This window comes from Curtobacterium sp. MCBD17_003, from assembly GCF_003234885.2.
GTDB lineage: Bacteria > Actinomycetota > Actinomycetes > Actinomycetales > Microbacteriaceae > Curtobacterium.
This window is the reverse complement of the sequence record NZ_CP126275.1, coordinates 2832566-2847978: the sequence shown is the minus strand read 5'-3', so window position 1 is coordinate 2847978 and position 15413 is coordinate 2832566. Positions and strand designations below refer to the sequence as shown.

At 72.6% G+C, this 15413-nt stretch carries 18 protein-coding genes; 12 read left to right on the top strand and 6 right to left on the bottom strand.

Annotation, left to right across the window (positions count from 1 at the left end; all coding sequences use genetic code 11):
• Window positions 1–47: 47 nt before the first annotated feature.
• From DEI88_RS13390 to DEI88_RS13380, 3 genes are read right to left on the bottom strand one after another with little or no spacing between them, the layout of a single operon-like run.
• Window positions 48–518 carry a pyridoxamine 5'-phosphate oxidase family protein gene (locus DEI88_RS13390; protein WP_111072796.1) on the bottom strand — a complete coding sequence of 157 codons (471 nt, stop codon included), beginning with the start codon at window positions 516–518 and terminating at the stop codon, window positions 48–50.
• Window positions 515–3043, bottom strand: coding sequence for a phosphoketolase family protein (locus DEI88_RS13385; RefSeq protein ID WP_111072797.1), 2529 nt, complete (start codon window positions 3041–3043; stop codon window positions 515–517). Before DEI88_RS13385 ends, DEI88_RS13390 begins: the two co-directional genes overlap by 4 nt.
• Window positions 3040–3876 (bottom strand): universal stress protein, encoded by an 837-nt coding sequence (locus tag DEI88_RS13380; RefSeq protein WP_111072798.1) that lies wholly within the window; start codon window positions 3874–3876, stop codon window positions 3040–3042. Before DEI88_RS13380 ends, DEI88_RS13385 begins: the two co-directional genes overlap by 4 nt.
• A gap of 114 nt (window positions 3877–3990) precedes the next feature.
• On the opposite strand from DEI88_RS13380, the gene DEI88_RS13375 reads away from it, so the two are divergent.
• The 11 genes from DEI88_RS13375 (at window position 3991) to DEI88_RS13325 (ending at window position 11615) form a co-directional block, all read left to right on the top strand.
• A complete protein-coding gene (locus DEI88_RS13375) occupies window positions 3991–5682 on the top strand; it encodes a GAF domain-containing sensor histidine kinase (protein ID WP_111072799.1) in 1692 nt (563 codons plus the stop codon).
• Entirely contained in the window at window positions 5679–6302 is a 624-nt protein-coding gene (locus DEI88_RS13370; RefSeq protein ID WP_111014169.1) for a response regulator, read from the top strand. Before DEI88_RS13375 ends, DEI88_RS13370 begins: the two co-directional genes overlap by 4 nt.
• Window positions 6303–6386: 84 nt before the next feature.
• Window positions 6387–6539, top strand: a complete 153-nt coding sequence (locus DEI88_RS13365; protein WP_181434991.1) for a hypothetical protein — start codon at window positions 6387–6389, stop codon at window positions 6537–6539.
• Entirely contained in the window at window positions 6536–7117 is a 582-nt protein-coding gene (locus DEI88_RS13360; protein WP_111011393.1) for a hypothetical protein, read from the top strand. Before DEI88_RS13365 ends, DEI88_RS13360 begins: the two co-directional genes overlap by 4 nt.
• A gap of 107 nt (window positions 7118–7224) precedes the next feature.
• Window positions 7225–7530, top strand: coding sequence for a Dabb family protein (locus tag DEI88_RS13355; RefSeq protein WP_111050044.1), 306 nt, complete (start codon window positions 7225–7227; stop codon window positions 7528–7530).
• 119 nt (window positions 7531–7649) lie between these two features.
• Window positions 7650–8417 carry an MFS transporter gene (locus DEI88_RS13350; RefSeq protein WP_111072801.1) on the top strand — a complete coding sequence of 256 codons (768 nt, stop codon included), beginning with the start codon at window positions 7650–7652 and terminating at the stop codon, window positions 8415–8417.
• Window positions 8345–8836 (top strand): MFS transporter, encoded by a 492-nt coding sequence (locus tag DEI88_RS13345; RefSeq protein ID WP_111072802.1) that lies wholly within the window; start codon window positions 8345–8347, stop codon window positions 8834–8836. The genes DEI88_RS13350 and DEI88_RS13345 overlap by 73 nt, the downstream gene beginning before the upstream one ends.
• Before the next feature lie 78 nt (window positions 8837–8914).
• Window positions 8915–9511 carry an ArsR/SmtB family transcription factor gene (locus DEI88_RS13340; RefSeq protein ID WP_111072803.1) on the top strand — a complete coding sequence of 199 codons (597 nt, stop codon included), beginning with the start codon at window positions 8915–8917 and terminating at the stop codon, window positions 9509–9511.
• Between the two features lie 2 nt (window positions 9512–9513).
• Window positions 9514–9768: a hypothetical protein gene (locus tag DEI88_RS13335; protein WP_111027567.1), complete on the top strand. Its 255-nt coding sequence runs from the start codon at window positions 9514–9516 to the stop codon at window positions 9766–9768.
• Window positions 9769–9902: 134 nt separating this feature from the next.
• Window positions 9903–10448, top strand: coding sequence for a YbhB/YbcL family Raf kinase inhibitor-like protein (locus DEI88_RS13330; protein WP_111072805.1), 546 nt, complete (start codon window positions 9903–9905; stop codon window positions 10446–10448).
• Between the two features lie 75 nt (window positions 10449–10523).
• Window positions 10524–11615, top strand: a complete 1092-nt coding sequence (locus tag DEI88_RS13325; protein ID WP_111072806.1) for a sensor histidine kinase — start codon at window positions 10524–10526, stop codon at window positions 11613–11615.
• On the opposite strand, the gene DEI88_RS13320 is transcribed toward DEI88_RS13325, so the two are convergent.
• Window positions 11594–13153, bottom strand: a complete 1560-nt coding sequence (locus DEI88_RS13320; RefSeq protein WP_146246126.1) for a glycosyltransferase family 39 protein — start codon at window positions 13151–13153, stop codon at window positions 11594–11596. The two genes, DEI88_RS13325 and DEI88_RS13320, sit on opposite strands and share 22 nt — an antisense overlap.
• Before the next feature lie 124 nt (window positions 13154–13277).
• Here DEI88_RS13320 and DEI88_RS13315 point away from each other — a divergent pair, with 124 nt between their 5' ends.
• Window positions 13278–13850, top strand: a complete 573-nt coding sequence (locus DEI88_RS13315) for a DUF2127 domain-containing protein (RefSeq protein ID WP_111011401.1) — start codon at window positions 13278–13280, stop codon at window positions 13848–13850.
• A 248-nt stretch (window positions 13851–14098) separates the two neighbouring features.
• On the opposite strand, the gene DEI88_RS13310 is transcribed toward DEI88_RS13315, so the two are convergent.
• Together DEI88_RS13310 and DEI88_RS13305 are read right to left on the bottom strand one after the other, a co-directional pair.
• Window positions 14099–14764, bottom strand: a complete 666-nt coding sequence (locus DEI88_RS13310) for a response regulator transcription factor (RefSeq protein ID WP_111014193.1) — start codon at window positions 14762–14764, stop codon at window positions 14099–14101.
• 22 nt (window positions 14765–14786) lie between these two features.
• The gene (locus DEI88_RS13305) at window positions 14787–15413 is read right to left on the bottom strand and encodes a DedA family protein (protein WP_111014159.1); all 627 of its coding nucleotides are present in this window, start codon (window positions 15411–15413) and stop codon (window positions 14787–14789) included.

The following is a 15413-nucleotide window of genomic DNA, read 5'->3' as shown; positions in this document are numbered from 1 at the left end:
GCGCGCGCTGACCGCAGTGGCCGCGCGCGCTGACCGCAGCGTCCGCGTCAGGGCGCGGCCTGGTCGAACAGGCGCCCGGTGACGGTCGTCGGTTCGATGACCACCGTCGCGATCTTCGGCGTGGGCAGCATCGACCGGAGTCGCCCCGCCGTGCCGTCGTTCGCCTGGGTCGTGCGGGCTGGCCCGCGGACGACGACGCTCCAGGCGGTCCACCCGTCGTGGTGGTCGACCTCGAAGACGAGTTCACGTCGGTCGGCCACGGCGGCGAGGATCGCGTGGCTCGAGGTCGCGAAGACGATCTGGCGGTCGTCGGAGAGGTGGTTGACGGGCAGGATCTCGATGCTCTCGTCGGTGCGGAACGCCACCCGCCCGGTGCTCGCGTCGCGCAGTCGGGTCCAGCACTGGTCCGGATCGAGGACCAGGACGAGCTCCTCGACCGGTGCGGTCGACGCGTGGGCGCCGGGCCGGTCGGAGGTGCGGGTCGGGACGGGCTCGGGGTCGTTCCGGTGCTCGCTCACTCGTTGTCACCACCCGTGGCAGCAGTGGCCGAGACGGTGTCGACACCGACGTTCGCCGAACGGACCGCGGCGGCGTCGTGGTGCGCGTCACCGTCGTCGGTCCAGGTCCAGTCGGCGACCTCGGGGATGTCCTCCCCGTGCTCCCGGGTCCAGGCGCGGGCAGCCATGCGGGCGTCCTGCATGCGCTGACGGAGTCCGGCTGAGCGGGACGCGAGCCCGGGAACGCGGTCGAGCACGTCGATGACGAGGTGGTACCGGTCCACGTCGTTGAGCATGACCATGTCGAAGGGCGTCGTCGTCGTGCCCTCCTCCGTGTAGCCGCGGACGTGCAGGTTGCCGCTGCCGTGTCGGCGGTACGTCAGTCGGTGGATGAGCCACGGGTACCCGTGGTAGGCGAAGACGACCGGCTTGTCGGGGGTGAACACGGCGTCGAACTCGGCGTCGGACAACCCGTGCGGGTGCTCGCCCTCGCTCACCAACCGCATGAGGTCGACGACGTTGACGACCCGGACCCGGAGCGACGGGACCTCGCGGCGGAGGATCGACGCGGCCGCCAGGGTCTCGAGCGTCGGGACGTCGCCGGCGCACGCGAGGACCACGTCGGGCTCCTCGCCGTCGACCTCGGTGCCGGCCCAGTCGAAGATGCCGAGGCCGCGGGTCATGTGCGCGATCGCCTCGTCCATGGGGAGCCAGTTGAACGTCGGCTGCTTGCCCGCCACGACGACGTTGACGTAGTCGACGCTCCGGAGGCAGTGGTCGTACGTCGAGAGCAACGTGTTGGCGTCGAACGGCAGGTACACCCGAACGATGTCTGGCTTCTTGTTGACGACGTGGTCGATGAAACCCGGGTCCTGGTGCGACAGCCCGTTGTGGTCCTGGCGCCACACGTGCGACGACAGCAGATAGTTGAGCGACGCGATCGGCCGCCGCCACGGGATGGTCTTGCTCACCTTGAGCCACTTCGCGTGCTGGTTGAGCATCGAGTCGACGATGTGGATGAAGGCCTCGTAGCTGGTGAACAGTCCGTGCCGTCCGGTCAGCAGGTAGCCCTCGAGCCACCCCTGGCACTGGTGCTCGCTCAGCATCTCCATGACGCGGCCCGCGCGCGCGAGGTGCTCGTCCGACGGCACCACCTCGGCGTCCCACTGCTTGTCGGTCACGTCGAGCACGGCGTTCAGGCGGTTCGACGCGGTCTCGTCGGGGCCGAAGATCCGGAACGTGTCCGGATTCGCGAGGACGACGTCGGCGAGCCACCGACCGAGGACCCGGGTGGACTCGTCGATGGAGCCGCCGTGCGTGGGGACGTCGACCGCGTAGTCGCGGAAGTCGGGCAACACGAGGTCCCGCTTGAGCAGCCCGCCGTTCGCGACGGGGTTGGCGCTCATCCGCCGGTCGCCGGTCGGGGCGAGCGCCGTCGCGAGTGCGACGGGCCGGCCCTCGTCGTCGAACAGCTCCTCGGGTCGGTAGGAGCGAAGCCAGCCCTCGAGCACCTGCAGGTGTTCCTCGGTGTCCCGGGCGCTCGCGAGCGGCACCTGGTGGGCACGCCAGCTGCCCTCGGCGGGCTTGCCGTCGATCTCGGCGGGGCACGTCCAGCCCTTCGGTGTGCGCAGGACGATCATCGGCCAGGCGGGGCGGCCCTCCAGGGTGCCCGCGGCGGCTGCGGCCTTGATCTCGGCGACGTGGTCGAGGACCCGGTCGAGGGTCTCCGCCATCCGGCGGTGGACCGCCCGCGGGTCCTCGCCGTCGAACCCGCCGGACACGACGTAGGGGGTGTGGCCGTACCCGCGCATGAGCGACAGCAGCTCCTCCTCGGGGATCCGGGCGAGCACGGTCGGATTCGCGATCTTGTACCCGTTGAGGTGCAGGATCGGGAGCACGACGCCGTCGTGGAGCGGGTCGATGAACTTGTTGGAGTGCCAGCTGGTCGCCAGGGGGCCGGTCTCGGCCTCGCCGTCGCCGACGACCGCGGCGACGAGGAGGTCCGGGTTGTCGAAGGCGGCGCCGTACGCGTGTGACAGGGCGTAGCCGAGTTCCCCGCCCTCGTGGATCGAGCCCGGGGTCTCGGGTGCCGCGTGGCTCGGGATGCCGCCGGGGAAGGAGAACTGACGGAACAGGTGCCGGACGCCGTCCTCGTCCTGCCCGATCCGTGGGTAGACCTCGGTGTAGGTGCCGTCGAGGTAGGCGTTCGCCACCATGCCCGGGCCGCCGTGCCCCGGCCCCGTGACGTACAGCGTGTCGAGATCGCGTTCCTGGATGGCCCGGTTCAGGTGGGCGTAGACGAAGTTGAGTCCGGGGGTGGTTCCCCAGTGACCGAGGAGGCGCGGTTTGACGTCGTCACGGGTGAGCGGCCGTCGGAGCAGCGGGTTGTCGAGCAGGTAGATCTGCCCGACGGAGAGGTAGTTGGCGGTCCGCCACCACGCGTCGAGGCGGTCGATCGTGGGCTCGTCCACCTCCGCTCCGTTGCCGCGCCGGAAGGCGACCTCGGTCGCCGTGGTGTCGGTCCTGCTGATGGTCGTGTCGGTCATGCGTTCTCCTCGATGGGGTCCGGTCGAGTGGCCGCACCACTCGCTGCCGCGGTCGCGACGAGGTCGCGGTGGCGGGTCACGAGCACGGGTGCGGTCAGGTTGATGAGCACGTCGTGGAGCACCGCGCCGACGTACCCGGCCGGCGCCTGGGCCGGATGGCGCGCGCCGATGACGAGGAGCGCGTGCCCCAGCGCGACATCGAGCAGCATGGGCGCCGCTGGACGGGAAGCGGTGCGCGCGGACACCTCGAGGAGCGGGTGGGCGTCCTGGACGCGTCCGCCGGTGGTGCCGAGCGGGGTGCCGTCGTCGCCGGAGCCGTCGGGTTCGAGCGCCCGGACGAGCACGAGTTCCTCCTCACGGTGTTCGGCCTCCCTGGCCGCGGTCTCGCACACGTGCGCCGCCCCTGCACCGCCGCCGACGCCCGCGACGACACCGCGACGGAACCGCAGGTCCGTGTCCGGGACGACGACGACCGAACAGCGCGCGCCAGCCGCGAGGGCGAGCGCCCGCGTGCCGAGCGCCCGGCCGTGCAGGTGACCCGTCTTGTGCGTGCCCACCACGAGGAGGTCCTCGTCCTCGGCTACCCCGAGCAGGGCGGCCACGACGTCGTCCCCGTCGATCCGCAGCAGCGACACCCCGACGTCGCGACGGCGGGTGCGAGCACGGGTGACCGCGGCCTCCAGGTCCGGGTCGGAGGGTGGGCCGTCCGGAACCGTGCGGACGTGGGCGAGCACGACGGACCCGTGGTCGCGCGCGGCGCGGTCGAGCGCCCAGTCCAATGCGCGTCGACTCGGCCGCGAGTCGTCGAACCCGACGATGTACCGCTCACCCATGTGCCGCCTCCTCCTCGATGGTCCGTGCTGTGGCGGACCGGACCCAGAGACCAAGGTCCCGGCTCCCGCGGCTGCGCCGCCCCGTAGGGTGAGGGGGCGAGCGAGAGGACCGGCGTGGGGCAGGAGCAGGACCGACTCGAGTTCCCGAACGCGCCGCGGACGGCACTCGAGCGCACCATCGGCGACCTCGTCGATCGCGCGAACGAGGTCCTCGCGACCCAGGGGCGTCTCCGGCAGCTCCTCCGCGCGAACCGGCTCGTGGTCGAGGAGCTCGACCTGCCCGTCGTGCTCCGGCGCATCGTCGAGGCCGCGGTCGAACTCGCCGGCGCCCGCTACGGTGCGCTCGGGGTAATCGCCCCCGACGGCACCCTCGAGCAGTTCGTCCACGTCGGGATGTCCGACGCGGAGGTCGCCGCGATCGGGGACCTCCCCCGCGGCCGGGGGCTGCTCGGCGCGATCCTGACCACCACGACCCCGACCCGGCTCGAGCACCTCGCAGCGGATCCCCGAGCAGCCGGGTTCCCCGAGCACCACCCGCCGATGGAGGCGTTCCTCGGGGTGCCGATCCGCGTGCGGGACGAGCTGTTCGGCAACCTGTACCTGACGCGGGAGTCCGGCGTGTTCAGCGAGGAGGACGAGGAACTCGTGGCCTCCCTGGCCGCCAGCGCCGGCGCGGCCATCGACCACGCGCGCCTCTTCGACGAGTCCCGACGCCGCCAGCGGTGGTCGGTGGCGCTCGCCGACGTGACGACCGCGCTGCTGTCGTCCGATGCCGTCGACGGCCTCGGCGTCGTCGTGGACCGCGTCGCCCCGCTGGTCGACGCCGATCTCGCCTGCGTGCTGGTCCCGGACAACACGGGCTTCCGCGTCGACGGCGCCCGCGGGGTCGACGCACGGGATCTCGGAGCGGTGATCGAGGACGCCGACGACACGATCGCCGGCCGGTCCATCGAGAGCGGGCACGTCACCACGGGCGACCTCCGCGAGGACTCCGTCGACTGGCCGGACGGACTCCGATGGGCCGCCGCGGTGCCGTTCGCCGCGACGGCCGCCCCGCTCGGAACGCTCCTGCTCGCGCGTCGAGCAGGACGCCCGCCGTTCGCCAGCTCCGAACTCGACCTGGCGTCGGAGTTCGCGGCACAGGCCAGCGTGGCGCTCGAGCTCGCCCGCGGACGGCTCGACCGGCAGGAGCTCCAGCGCATCGAGGACCGGAGTCGGATCGCGCGTGACCTCCACGACCACGTCATCCAGCGGCTGTTCGCGGCGGGCCTGACGCTCCAGAGCCTCGAGCCCGCGGTCCCCGCGACCGTCCGTCAGGAGTTCGCGGACCAGATCGACGCCATCGACACCGCGATCGCCGAGATCCGCACGGCGGTGTTCGCGCTGAAGACACCGCCCCGCACGGCCCCGACCACCATCCGGCACCGCGTCCTCGACACGATCGCCGAGGTCACGCCCATGCTCGCCGGGCCGCCGAGCGTCACCTTCGGTGGGCCGGTGGACGCGCTCGTCCCGGACGAACTCGCCGACGACGTCGTCGCGGTCGTCCGGGAATCGCTGACGAACGTCGGGCGCCACGCGCGCGCCTCCACGACCGACGTCCGCGTGCTGCTCGAGGACGACCACCTGACCGTGCTCGTCGAGGACGACGGCCGCGGGCTCGGCCGCCCGGGCCGGGCGAGCGGCACCGCGAACCTCGCCGCACGGGCTGCCGCCCGCGGCGGCCACTACGCGCTCGACGGCCGCGACGGAGGCGGCACCACGATGACCTGGCGGGTCCCGGTGACCGAGGGGGAGGGAGCATGACGATCCGCGTGTTCCTCGTCGACGACCACGAACTCGTCCGGCAGGGCGTGGCGCGGATCATCGACGCGCAGCCCGACCTCGAGGTGGTGGGCGAGGCCGAGACCATCGGCCGGGCCGTCCCGCGTATCGCCGCGACCCGGCCGGACATCGCCGTGCTCGACGTCCGCCTGCCGGACGGCAGCGGCATCGACCTGTGCCGGACGGTGCGCTCGGCCAATCCGGACCTCCCGTGCCTCATGCTCACCGCCTACGACGACGACGAGGCGACGACGGCCGCGGTCCTCGCCGGAGCGAGCGGGTCCGTTCTCAAGGACATCCGTGGGAACAAACTCGTCGAGGCGATCCGCCGTGCCGCCTCGGGTGAGACCCTCTTCCCGGCCGACGCGGGACGGCGCGTGCGCTCCGCGGTCGTCCCCGCGAGCCCCGGCTCCGACGCGGGACTCACCCGGCGTGAGCAGCAGATCCTCGACCTCATCGTCGAGGGCCTGACGAACCGGCAGATCGGCGAACGACTCCACATCGCCGAGAAGACCGTGAAGAACAACGTGACCGTCCTGCTCGGCAAGCTGCATCTCGAGAGTCGGACGCAAGCGGCCGTCTACGGCGTCCGGCGCGGCTGACCGTCCCGGGCCTCCCGGTCGTCCCGACGCGGTCGGGACCAAATGCCCTCCTGCACCAGCCGGTCCTGGCGGGACCCTGGTTCCATGCCCGAGCGCGACGAGGTCCGACGACTCCCCACCGACGAGTGGGAGCGCCTGAAGCGCGACGCGCGCGAGCGCGCGGAGCACCGGCTGGCGGCCCAGCGCCGCGGCGGCAGTGACAGCGGGCAGCACACCGACGGAAGGCAAGAACCGTGAACCGCACCGTACTCGACCGACTCCTCTCCGCGAGCGGCGCGGTCATCGCCCTCGTCCTGCTCCTGGCGGGTGTCCTCATGACCTGGGCGCACGTGTACGTGCACGACCAGGTGCGGGACCAGCTCGTCGCCGAGAAGATCCAGTTCCCGGCGAAGGGCAGCGACGCGCTGAAGAGCAAGGACATCGGTCCGTACCTCAACCGCTACGCCGGACAGCAGCTCGAGACCGGCGCACAGGCGAAAGCCTGGGCCGACCACTACATCGCGGTCCACCTGCGGGAGATGACCGGCGGGAAGACGTACTCCGAACTGTCCGCCGAGGCGCAGGCGCACCCGAAGGACGCCGCACTCGCCGCCGAGGTCGACACCGTGTTCCGCGGCGAGACCCTCCGCGGCCTGCTCCTCAACGCGTACGCGTTCGACACCATGGCCACGCTCGCGCTCATCGGCGCGGTCGTCGCGTACGCCGGCGCCGTCGTGATGGCGGTGCTGGCACTGCTCGGACTCCGTCACGCCCGCCGGTACGCCGACGCCGCGGCGAGGCGCCCATCGGCCGAGGGCCGGGCGGCGGCCGTCTGAGCGGTTGCTGGCTCCGCTGCGTGCCGCATCGAACACCCCTGTTCGCACACAACAGGATGCTGCGGTGCAGGCCGAGCGTCGGAGCCCCGACGCCGTAGCCTCGACCCATGTCTGAGATCGTCCACGTCGTCCTCGTCCAGTGGAGCGGGGACCACGCGTCATCCGAACAGCGCGCCGCGGAGCTCGTCCGGCAGCACCTCCCCGGCATCGACGGGGTGACGTCGGTCGATGCCGGACCCAGCGTGAGCAGCGAAGGGCTCGAGGGGCGGTTCGACTGGATGCTCGTCGTCCGGTTCCGGGACCGCGCCGCGCTCGACGGCTACCTGCCGCACCCCGACCACCAGCCGGTCGCCGCGTTCCTCGGCGGGGCGAGCGCCGACCTGGTCGTGTTCGACATCGAAGCGGGGTCCTGACCCCGGCCGGAGCACCGCACCCGCCGCACCCGGGACCGCGCCGCACCCGCCGCGGACCCGGTCCCCATCGCGCCCCGCTCGCCCGGACCGCACCCCACCGACGGAATACCATCCGCCGTATGGTTTCCCGTCCCCTCCCGCCGATCGTGCCCCTGGCCGTCATCGTCGGCATCTCGCCGTTCGCGACGGACATGTACATCCCCGCGCTGCCTGCGCTCGCGAGGGACTTCGGGACCTCCACGAGTGCCGTGCAGGTGTCGCTCACGGCGTTCCTGGTCGCGTTCGCGGTCGGTCAGATCCTCGTGGGACCGCTCAGCGACTCGGTGGGGCGCCGGTCCATCCTCCTGGGCGGGACCGGCCTGTTCGCGGTGGCGTCGTTCGCCTGCGCCGTCGCCCCGGACAACGCCGTGTTCGTGATCGCGCGCGTGGTCGAGGGCCTGGGTGGTGCCGCCGGCGCGGTCGCGGGGCGCGCGGTGGTCACCGACGCCGCGCCTCCTGCCGACCGTCCACGCATCTACGCGGCGCTCGCCGCGATCAACGCCGTCGGACCGGTCGTCGCGCCCCTGGCCGGTGGCGCACTCCTGCTCGTCGGTGACTGGCGGATCATGTTCGTCGCGCTCGGGGTGCTCGGCCTCGTCCTCTTCGCGATCGTGCTCGTCCGCATCCCCGAGACCCTCGCGCCGCAGGACCGGTCGTCGGGAATCGGTCTCGGCGCGAACCTCCGCCGGATGGGGACGTTGCTGGCCATCCCGCGCTTCGACTGGTACCTCGTGCGACGATCGGCTTCTTCGCCTACATCTCCACGAGCTCGTTCGTGTTCCAGTCCGAGTTCGGGTTCAGCGAGACCGGGTACACCGTCGTCTTCGCCGTCGACGCCAGCTGCATGATCCTCACCACCCTGGCGTTCCGGCGGCTCGTCCGACGCTGCAGCGAGGACGCGCTCCTGACGACGGGACTCGTGGTCGGTGCCCTCGGCGCGGTCGGTGTGCTCGTCAGTGCACTCGCAGGCCTCGGGCCGATCGTGGTCTGGGTCTGCCTGGCGGTGGTGACGGGTGCCTGGGGCTTCGTGATCACCGGGTCCACGACGCGGACGCAGGCCCTCGGTGCGGCCTTGCCCGGTACCGCCGCAGCGCTGCAGGGTGGCATCAGCTTCGGGCTCGGCGGCCTCGGCACACCGCTGGCCGGGTGGTTCGGGGGGACGGCGGTCGCGATGGGGGCCGTGATGGCGACGGGGATCGTCATCGCCGCGGTCGTTCAGGTGGCTGCATCGGCCCGTGCCGGAGCATCCGGAACCCGACTGGGCTGACCGCAACGACACCACCGCAAAGGAGCCACTGCAAAGAAACCATTGCAAAGAGCACTTTGCAAAGGTATCTTCGGAGTCATGGCGACGAACACCCCCGAGCCCCGCGTCCTGCGGGTCGAGGCCCTCAAGGCCCTCGCGCACCCCGTGCGGACCCGGCTGCTCAACGAGCTCGCCTCGCACGGCCCGGCCACGGCCACCGCGCTCGGCGCCAGGATCGGCGAGTCATCCGGATCGACGAGCTACCACCTGCGCCAGCTCGCCAAGCACGGCATCGTCGAGGAGGCACCCGAACTCGGCAGCGGCCGTGACCGCTGGTGGCGGCGCTACGCCGGCCCGCTCGAGTTCGGCGACCACGGAACCGACCAGAGCCGGGCGGAGCGCACGGCCACCGTGCTCGCGAGCATGAGCTTCCAGGACGCGACGGCCGAGTTCATCCGCGACGCCCTCGCCTCGTCGGACGACCTGCCCGAGGCCTGGCGCGACGTCAGTGACTTCTCGACCGCCTGGCTCCTCATGACCCCGGACGAACTCGCCGAGCTCGACCGGGGGATCAACGACCTCATCGGTCGGTACCTCCGCGCCAACGACCCGGCCTCGCGCCACCCCGACCCGGCTGCGCGTCGGGTGTTCGTCAACTACAACCTGTTCCCCGTCCTCGACGTCCCCAAGGAGTGACCATGAACGCGACCGTGCCCGTCACGTCCGTCCACCCGGTCGAACGAGCCGCCCACCGCATCGGGCTCGGGCTCGTCCACTGGAGCACCGCCCGCGCGGATCGCCGCGCACGCCGTCTCGCACGCGTCGCCGTGACGACCCCCGCACCTCGGGTCCTCCACGAACGCGCCGCCGTCCTGCACCACGCGTCGCTCGACCGGGAGGCCCGGGAGCGGTCCTGGGAGCGGCTCGCCTCGGCGCAGCCCCGGCTGCGCTGACCGCGGACGCAGACGCGGACCGGCACGCGGACCAGGACGGCACCGCGGATGCGACCGCGGACGCGGACGCGGCTCGGGCCCGCGCGGCATGATCGATCACGGGGCGGGCCGACCGCCCACCGAGGAGGACGAGCATGACCGACAACCACCCGTTCCGACGCCTGCCCGAGGTGCCCGCGTTCACCGTCGCGAGTGACGACGTGCAGGACGGCCAGGAGTTCCGGCCCCCGCAGTGGTCGGGGATGATGGGCGTCCCCGGCGGCGAGGACGTCTCGCCCCAGCTCACGTGGAGTGGCGCTCCCGAGGGCACGAAGAGCTTCGCGGTGACCATGTACGACCCGGACGCCCCGACCATGTCCGGCTTCTGGCACTGGGCCGTGGCGAACATCCCGGCCGACGTGACCACGCTGCCGCCCGGAGCGGGGGCTGCGGGCGGGGCGGGCCTCCCGGACGGCGCGATCCAACTGCAGAACGACGCCCGGGCGCCCCAGTTCGTCGGGGCGGCGCCGCCCGCGGGCCACGGTCCGCACCGGTACTTCATCGTCGTGCACGCGCTCGACGTCGCGGACATCGGAGTGCCGGCCGACGCCACGCCCGCCTACCTCGGGTTCACCATGTCGTCGCACATCCTCGGCCGGGCGACGCTCGTGGCGAGCGCGGAGACGCCGGGCGAGGCGTAGGCACGACCCCGCCGCCGTCTTGGTGGATCCTGGGGGCGGCGGGTCGACCGTCGAGGTGACGGAAGGAGCGGTCCCGTGGGCGTGTGGTGGTCGTCGGTGCACGAGGTGCTGGTCGATCGGCTCACGCTCGGCACCGACGGGGTCCGGGGCCGGGTGTCCGGCCGGCGCGACCAGGACCCGGATCGCCTCGCCTCGCGGCGGTCCGCCGTCCGCATCGGGCTCCAGGTCGCCGTCGTGTCGGCGGCGCTCGTGGCGTCCATCATCCTGCTCGTCGTCGTGTACGTGGTCTGGCAGCTGACCCCGCAGCAGCAGCACGAGTACCACGGCCCCGAGGACGTGCACGTCTACCTCGACACGATCGACCTGACGATCGCGGTCGTCGGCGTCGGCGGGTTCGCGGTCGTGCTCGCCGGGATCGCGACGTGGATCATCGCCCGGCGGGCGGTCCGTCCCATCACGGAGGCGTCGCGGATGCAGCGCACGTTCGTCGCCGACGCGAGCCACGAGCTCCGCACGCCGTTGACCGTGCTCAACGCGCGCGTGCAGCAGCTCGAGCTCCGCATGGACGCGGACGATCCGCGTCACGGGATCGTCGAGGAGCTCCAGGCGGACACCCGCGTGCTCATCGACATCGTCAACGACCTGCTCGAGGTCGCGGCCGGGAGGCCCGGGGAACACCCGATGACACCGCTCGGACCCGAGTTGGCCGGTGCCGCGAACGACATGGGCGTGCTCGCCGACGCGCGGGGTGTGCGCCTCGACGTCGGCGACAGCGACGCGGTCGTGTCCCTCCCGTCGACACAGCTCCGGCGCTGCATCGTCGCGCTCGTCGACAACGCGATCGGGCACACGCCGACGGGCGGGACCGTGACCGTCACGACGGAGCGCGCCGAGCGCTGGGTCGCCATCCGGGTCCGCGACGAGGGCCCGGGGATCACGGGGATCGCCCCGCGGCGGGTCTTCGACCGGTTCGCCCACGGCAACGCGGCCCGTGCGGCCGGCTCGCGGCCGACCGGTACGACTCGGTCGGGCTACGGCATCGGCCTCGCGCTCGTGCGGGACATCGCGGTCCGGGCGGGCGGCGAGGTGCGGGTGGAGCACACGGGCGCGGACGGCACGGTGTTCCTCCTGCAGTTGCCGCTGGCTCAGCGCACGGCGCGGACGTAGCGGACGACCTCGGTGCTCGCCCGGACCCAGGTGCCGTCGACGCGGTAGCCCTCGGGGGCCAGGGCTGCCGAGACGGTGCTCCGCTCGTCGTGGGCCGTGCCCGTCAGCAACCAGACGACCCGTGCGCCGTCCGCGGTCCGGCCGATGTCGGCGATCGGACGCTGCGTCTCCCACAGCCCCGCCGACGCGGAGGCCGGGCGGACGAGCAACGGGTCCCGGAGGCCGCGGAACGCCCTCGGGTACGTCTCGGCGATGATCCGCGACGTCGCGAGGGGGTGTCGATCGACCGGCCCGTAGACGACCGCGTCGACCTGCCCGGCCGGTTCGTGGGCCCGCTCCGAGCGGACGAGCCGGGCGACCTGGTTCCACGCCGAGTCGTCCTTCGCGGTGACCGTCCGCTGCTGGACCCACGTCGGGGCGGTCAGCGCGACCGCGAGGAGGAGGACGCCCGCGGTGACCCGGGCGAAGAACCGGTCCGGGAGCGCGGCGACCGGGAGCGCCATGCACAGCGCCACCGCCGGAGCGCCGAAGGACACGTAGCGCGGGGAGTACAGCGGGTTCGTCACGAGTGACGCGGCGATGAGCCCGACCGTCGGCACCGCCGCCCACGGCAGCGCGACCGCGAGCAGGGATCGGCCGCGCGCGCAGGTCAGCCCGACCGCGACGCCGGCCACCGCCAGCAGCCAGCCGAACACCGTGAACGCGGGGTTGAGTGTGAACCACTGGGTGACCACGACCTCCTCGACCGTGTGGCGGCTGATGTGCTGGATCCAGTCGATCTGCGCCGACTGCGTCGCGGAGGCCCGGGCCAGCGGCACGAGGGCCACGACCGTCACCGCAGCGGCGAGGAGCCAGCAGCGCAGCGCCCGCTGCGCCCCGCGGGTCCGGGCGGTCCGGCGGGCCAGCGGGACCGCCGCCGTGACGCCGTGCCCGACGGTCACGAGCACGAGGTAGAGGAACACCGCCCCGCCGAGCAGCGACACCGCGACGTACCCGACCCACCACGGCCAGGAACGGAGGCCCGTGACGCTCCGCCGGTGCGCGGCGAGGAACAGGATGGTCGCCGCCACCGCGAGCAGCGTGCCGAGGGCGAACGAGCGCCCCTCGGTGCCCATCCACGTGACCCGCGGGAGCAGTGCGAAGAGAGCGCCCGCAACCACGCCGGTCCTGAGGTCGACGAGCATCCGGCCGAGCACGACGAGGAGGGCCGCCGCCGCACCGACCGCGACCGCGGACGGCAGCCGGAGCGTGAACGGAGCGTATCCCGCGACGACGAACCACAGGTGCATGAGGCCGTAGAAGGTGGCGTGCACGACGTCGACGTGCTGGACCTCGCGCGCGAGCGCCGGCCAGGGACGGGTCGCGGACACCACGGTCGCGGCTTCGTCGTACCAGACGGACGGGACCCAGTCGAACGCGACGGCGATCACCGTGGCGGTGAGCCCGACCACGACCGGCGGCAGCCAGGCGCGGTGGCGAGGGTCGAGTCGGATCGTGCGGGCGTCGATGGACCCGCCACGGAGCGGCACTGTGGACATGAAGACCTCCGGACCTCAGGCTGCGTCGCGCCCTCCAAGGAAGGACCCAGCAAGCCGGACGCCTGCTGGGAGTTCCCTGAGCCCTCTTGGCGCTTTCTGGGCAGCGGGTCTCGATGCTGGAGTCATGGACAGCACGCGAACGGGACGAGGCCGGATCCTCGATGTGGTGTTCCTCGTCGGGATCGCCCTCAAGGGCATCGACGGAGCGGCCGAGCTGCTCCTGGGCTTGCCGCTGCTGTTCCTCCGCCCGGCACAGATCAGTGCCGTCGCCCACCTGCTCACCGCGCACGAGCTCGCACAGGACCCGCACGACCTCATCGCGCACCTGATCCTGCACGGTGCCGCGGCACTCGGCGCCGACGCTGCCCTCTACGCCGCCGTCTACCTCGTCGTGCACGGCCTCGTGAAGGTGGTCGTCGTCATCGCGCTGGTCCGCGGCTCCGAGCGCGTGCACCCCTGGGCGATCGCTGCGCTCGCCGCGTTCCTAGTCGCCCAGCTCGTCGAGATGGTCGTGCACCCGTCACTCGGGGTCGGGGTGCTCTCGGCGTTCGACGCAGCGATCATCGTGCTCACCTGGCGCGAGTGGCGGCAGCACCGGACCCTCCGCGACGCCCTGTACGGAGCCGTGCCCGCACTCGCGCGCCGTCGCACCCGTCGCCGTGCAAGCGGGGTGGAACCCATGGTGCGGGCGCGCTAGCGTCGCTCCATCGGGTGTTCACCCCCCGGCGGAGGTCTGGGCCTGGGCGCCCGACCTCGACGCCCGACCGACCGGGTTCGCGAACGTCGCGCGCGTGGCGCAGGAGGACGGGCACGCCGGTGTCGTCCTCAACCCCGCCGGCGACCCCGCGCCGCTCCGGCTGCAGGCCTTCGCCGATCGCTTCCCCCTGTCCTGAGGTCCGCCCTCGGACCGGCCGGGCTGTCGGTCCCGGCTCCGCCCGGTGACGCTCAGGGTGTGCCGATGCGGTACCCCACCCCACGAACGGTGGCGATGAGGTCCCGGTCGGTCTTCCGGCGCACGTAGTGGACGTACGTGTCGACCGTGCCGAGCTGCTCGCCCTTGTCGAACACGGCCGTCAGGATGTGCGCCCGCGAGAACGTGCGCGTCGGCTCCCGGGCCAGCAGGCGGACGAGCGCGGTCTCGCGTTCGGTGAGCCCGATCCTCCCGGCGTACGGCGAGGTGATGGTGCCGGTCTCCGGGTGGAGGGTCCACCCGCCGATCGCGATCGCCTCGCCCTCGGGCGCGTAGTCGCGCGTGAGGGCGCGGAGCCGGGCTCCGAGTTCCGCGAACTCGAACGGCTTGACGAGGTAGTCGTTCGCCCCGGCGTCGAGGCCGGACACGCGGTCGTCGAGCGAACCGAGCGCGGTGAGCATGAGGATCGGCGTGCTGATGCGGCGTCGGCGGATCTCCTCGACCACGGCCACGCCGTCCATCCCCGGCAACCTGCGGTCCACGACCATGACGTCGAAGTACCGCTCGACGGCGGCCGTGACCGCCTGCTCGCCGTCGGTCACGAGGGTGACGTCCCAGTCCGCACCGAGCACGTCGGCGACGATCGGACCGAGGCGCGCGTCGTCCTCCACGAGCAGGAGGCGCGGTGCCGGCTCCGTCATGCCCCGATCCTGGCCGTCGGCGTCACCGGCGCACCGCACGCCGCGCCGCACTCCGCTTCCGGAGCACCCCGATGACGACGGGGAGGACCGAGACGACCACCACCACGACCATGAGCGCGTCGATGTTGTGCGCCACGAACGGGATGCCGCCGAGGAGCACCCCGACGACCGTCAACACCGCCACCCAGCCCACGCCGCCGATGGTGTTCCAGACGATGAACCGTCGGTAGTGCATGGCCGCGGCGCCGGCGGCGAGCGGCACGTACGTCCGGACCACGGGGACGAACCGCCCGAGCACGAGCGACAGGCCGCCGTACCGGACGAAGAACGCCTCGGCCTCGCGCAGGCGCGCACGCTTGAGCACCCGCGCGTCCTCGCGGAACAGCCGACGCCCGAACCGACGCCCGAGGACGTAGCCGACCTGGTCGCCCGCGATCGCGGCGAGGGACCCGACGACCGCGACCTGCCACGGGGTGATGCCGAGTGCCGAGGCCAGGATGGTCGCGGTCAGGATGAGCGAGTCGCCCGGGAGGAACGGGAACAGCACCCCCGACTCCACGAACACGAGCACCGCGAGGCCGACGAGCACCCACGGCCCGAACGCGTGCAGGATGGAGGCGGCGTCGAACAGGTGGATCGCGAGGGGCAC

Bases quoted from the DNA above. Each gene is read 5' to 3' on its own strand.
- DEI88_RS13320 (WP_146246126.1), bottom strand. From the start codon at position 13,153: ATGTCCACAGTGCCGCTCCGTGGCGGGTCCATCGACGCCCGCACGATC.
- DEI88_RS13340 (WP_111072803.1), top strand. From the start codon at position 8,915: ATGGCGACGAACACCCCCGAGCCCCGCGTCCTGCGGGTCGAGGCCCTC.
- DEI88_RS13335 (WP_111027567.1), top strand. From the start codon at position 9,514: ATGAACGCGACCGTGCCCGTCACGTCCGTCCACCCGGTCGAACGAGCC.
- DEI88_RS13310 (WP_111014193.1), bottom strand. From the start codon at position 14,764: ATGACGGAGCCGGCACCGCGCCTCCTGCTCGTGGAGGACGACGCGCGC.
- DEI88_RS13370 (WP_111014169.1), top strand. From the start codon at position 5,679: ATGACGATCCGCGTGTTCCTCGTCGACGACCACGAACTCGTCCGGCAG.
- DEI88_RS13355 (WP_111050044.1), top strand. From the start codon at position 7,225: ATGTCTGAGATCGTCCACGTCGTCCTCGTCCAGTGGAGCGGGGACCAC.
- DEI88_RS13365 (WP_181434991.1), top strand. From the start codon at position 6,387: ATGCCCGAGCGCGACGAGGTCCGACGACTCCCCACCGACGAGTGGGAG.
- DEI88_RS13350 (WP_111072801.1), top strand. From the start codon at position 7,650: ATGGTTTCCCGTCCCCTCCCGCCGATCGTGCCCCTGGCCGTCATCGTC.
- DEI88_RS13385 (WP_111072797.1), bottom strand. From the start codon at position 3,043: ATGACCGACACGACCATCAGCAGGACCGACACCACGGCGACCGAGGTC.
- DEI88_RS13380 (WP_111072798.1), bottom strand. From the start codon at position 3,876: ATGGGTGAGCGGTACATCGTCGGGTTCGACGACTCGCGGCCGAGTCGA.
- DEI88_RS13315 (WP_111011401.1), top strand. From the start codon at position 13,278: ATGGACAGCACGCGAACGGGACGAGGCCGGATCCTCGATGTGGTGTTC.
- DEI88_RS13330 (WP_111072805.1), top strand. From the start codon at position 9,903: ATGACCGACAACCACCCGTTCCGACGCCTGCCCGAGGTGCCCGCGTTC.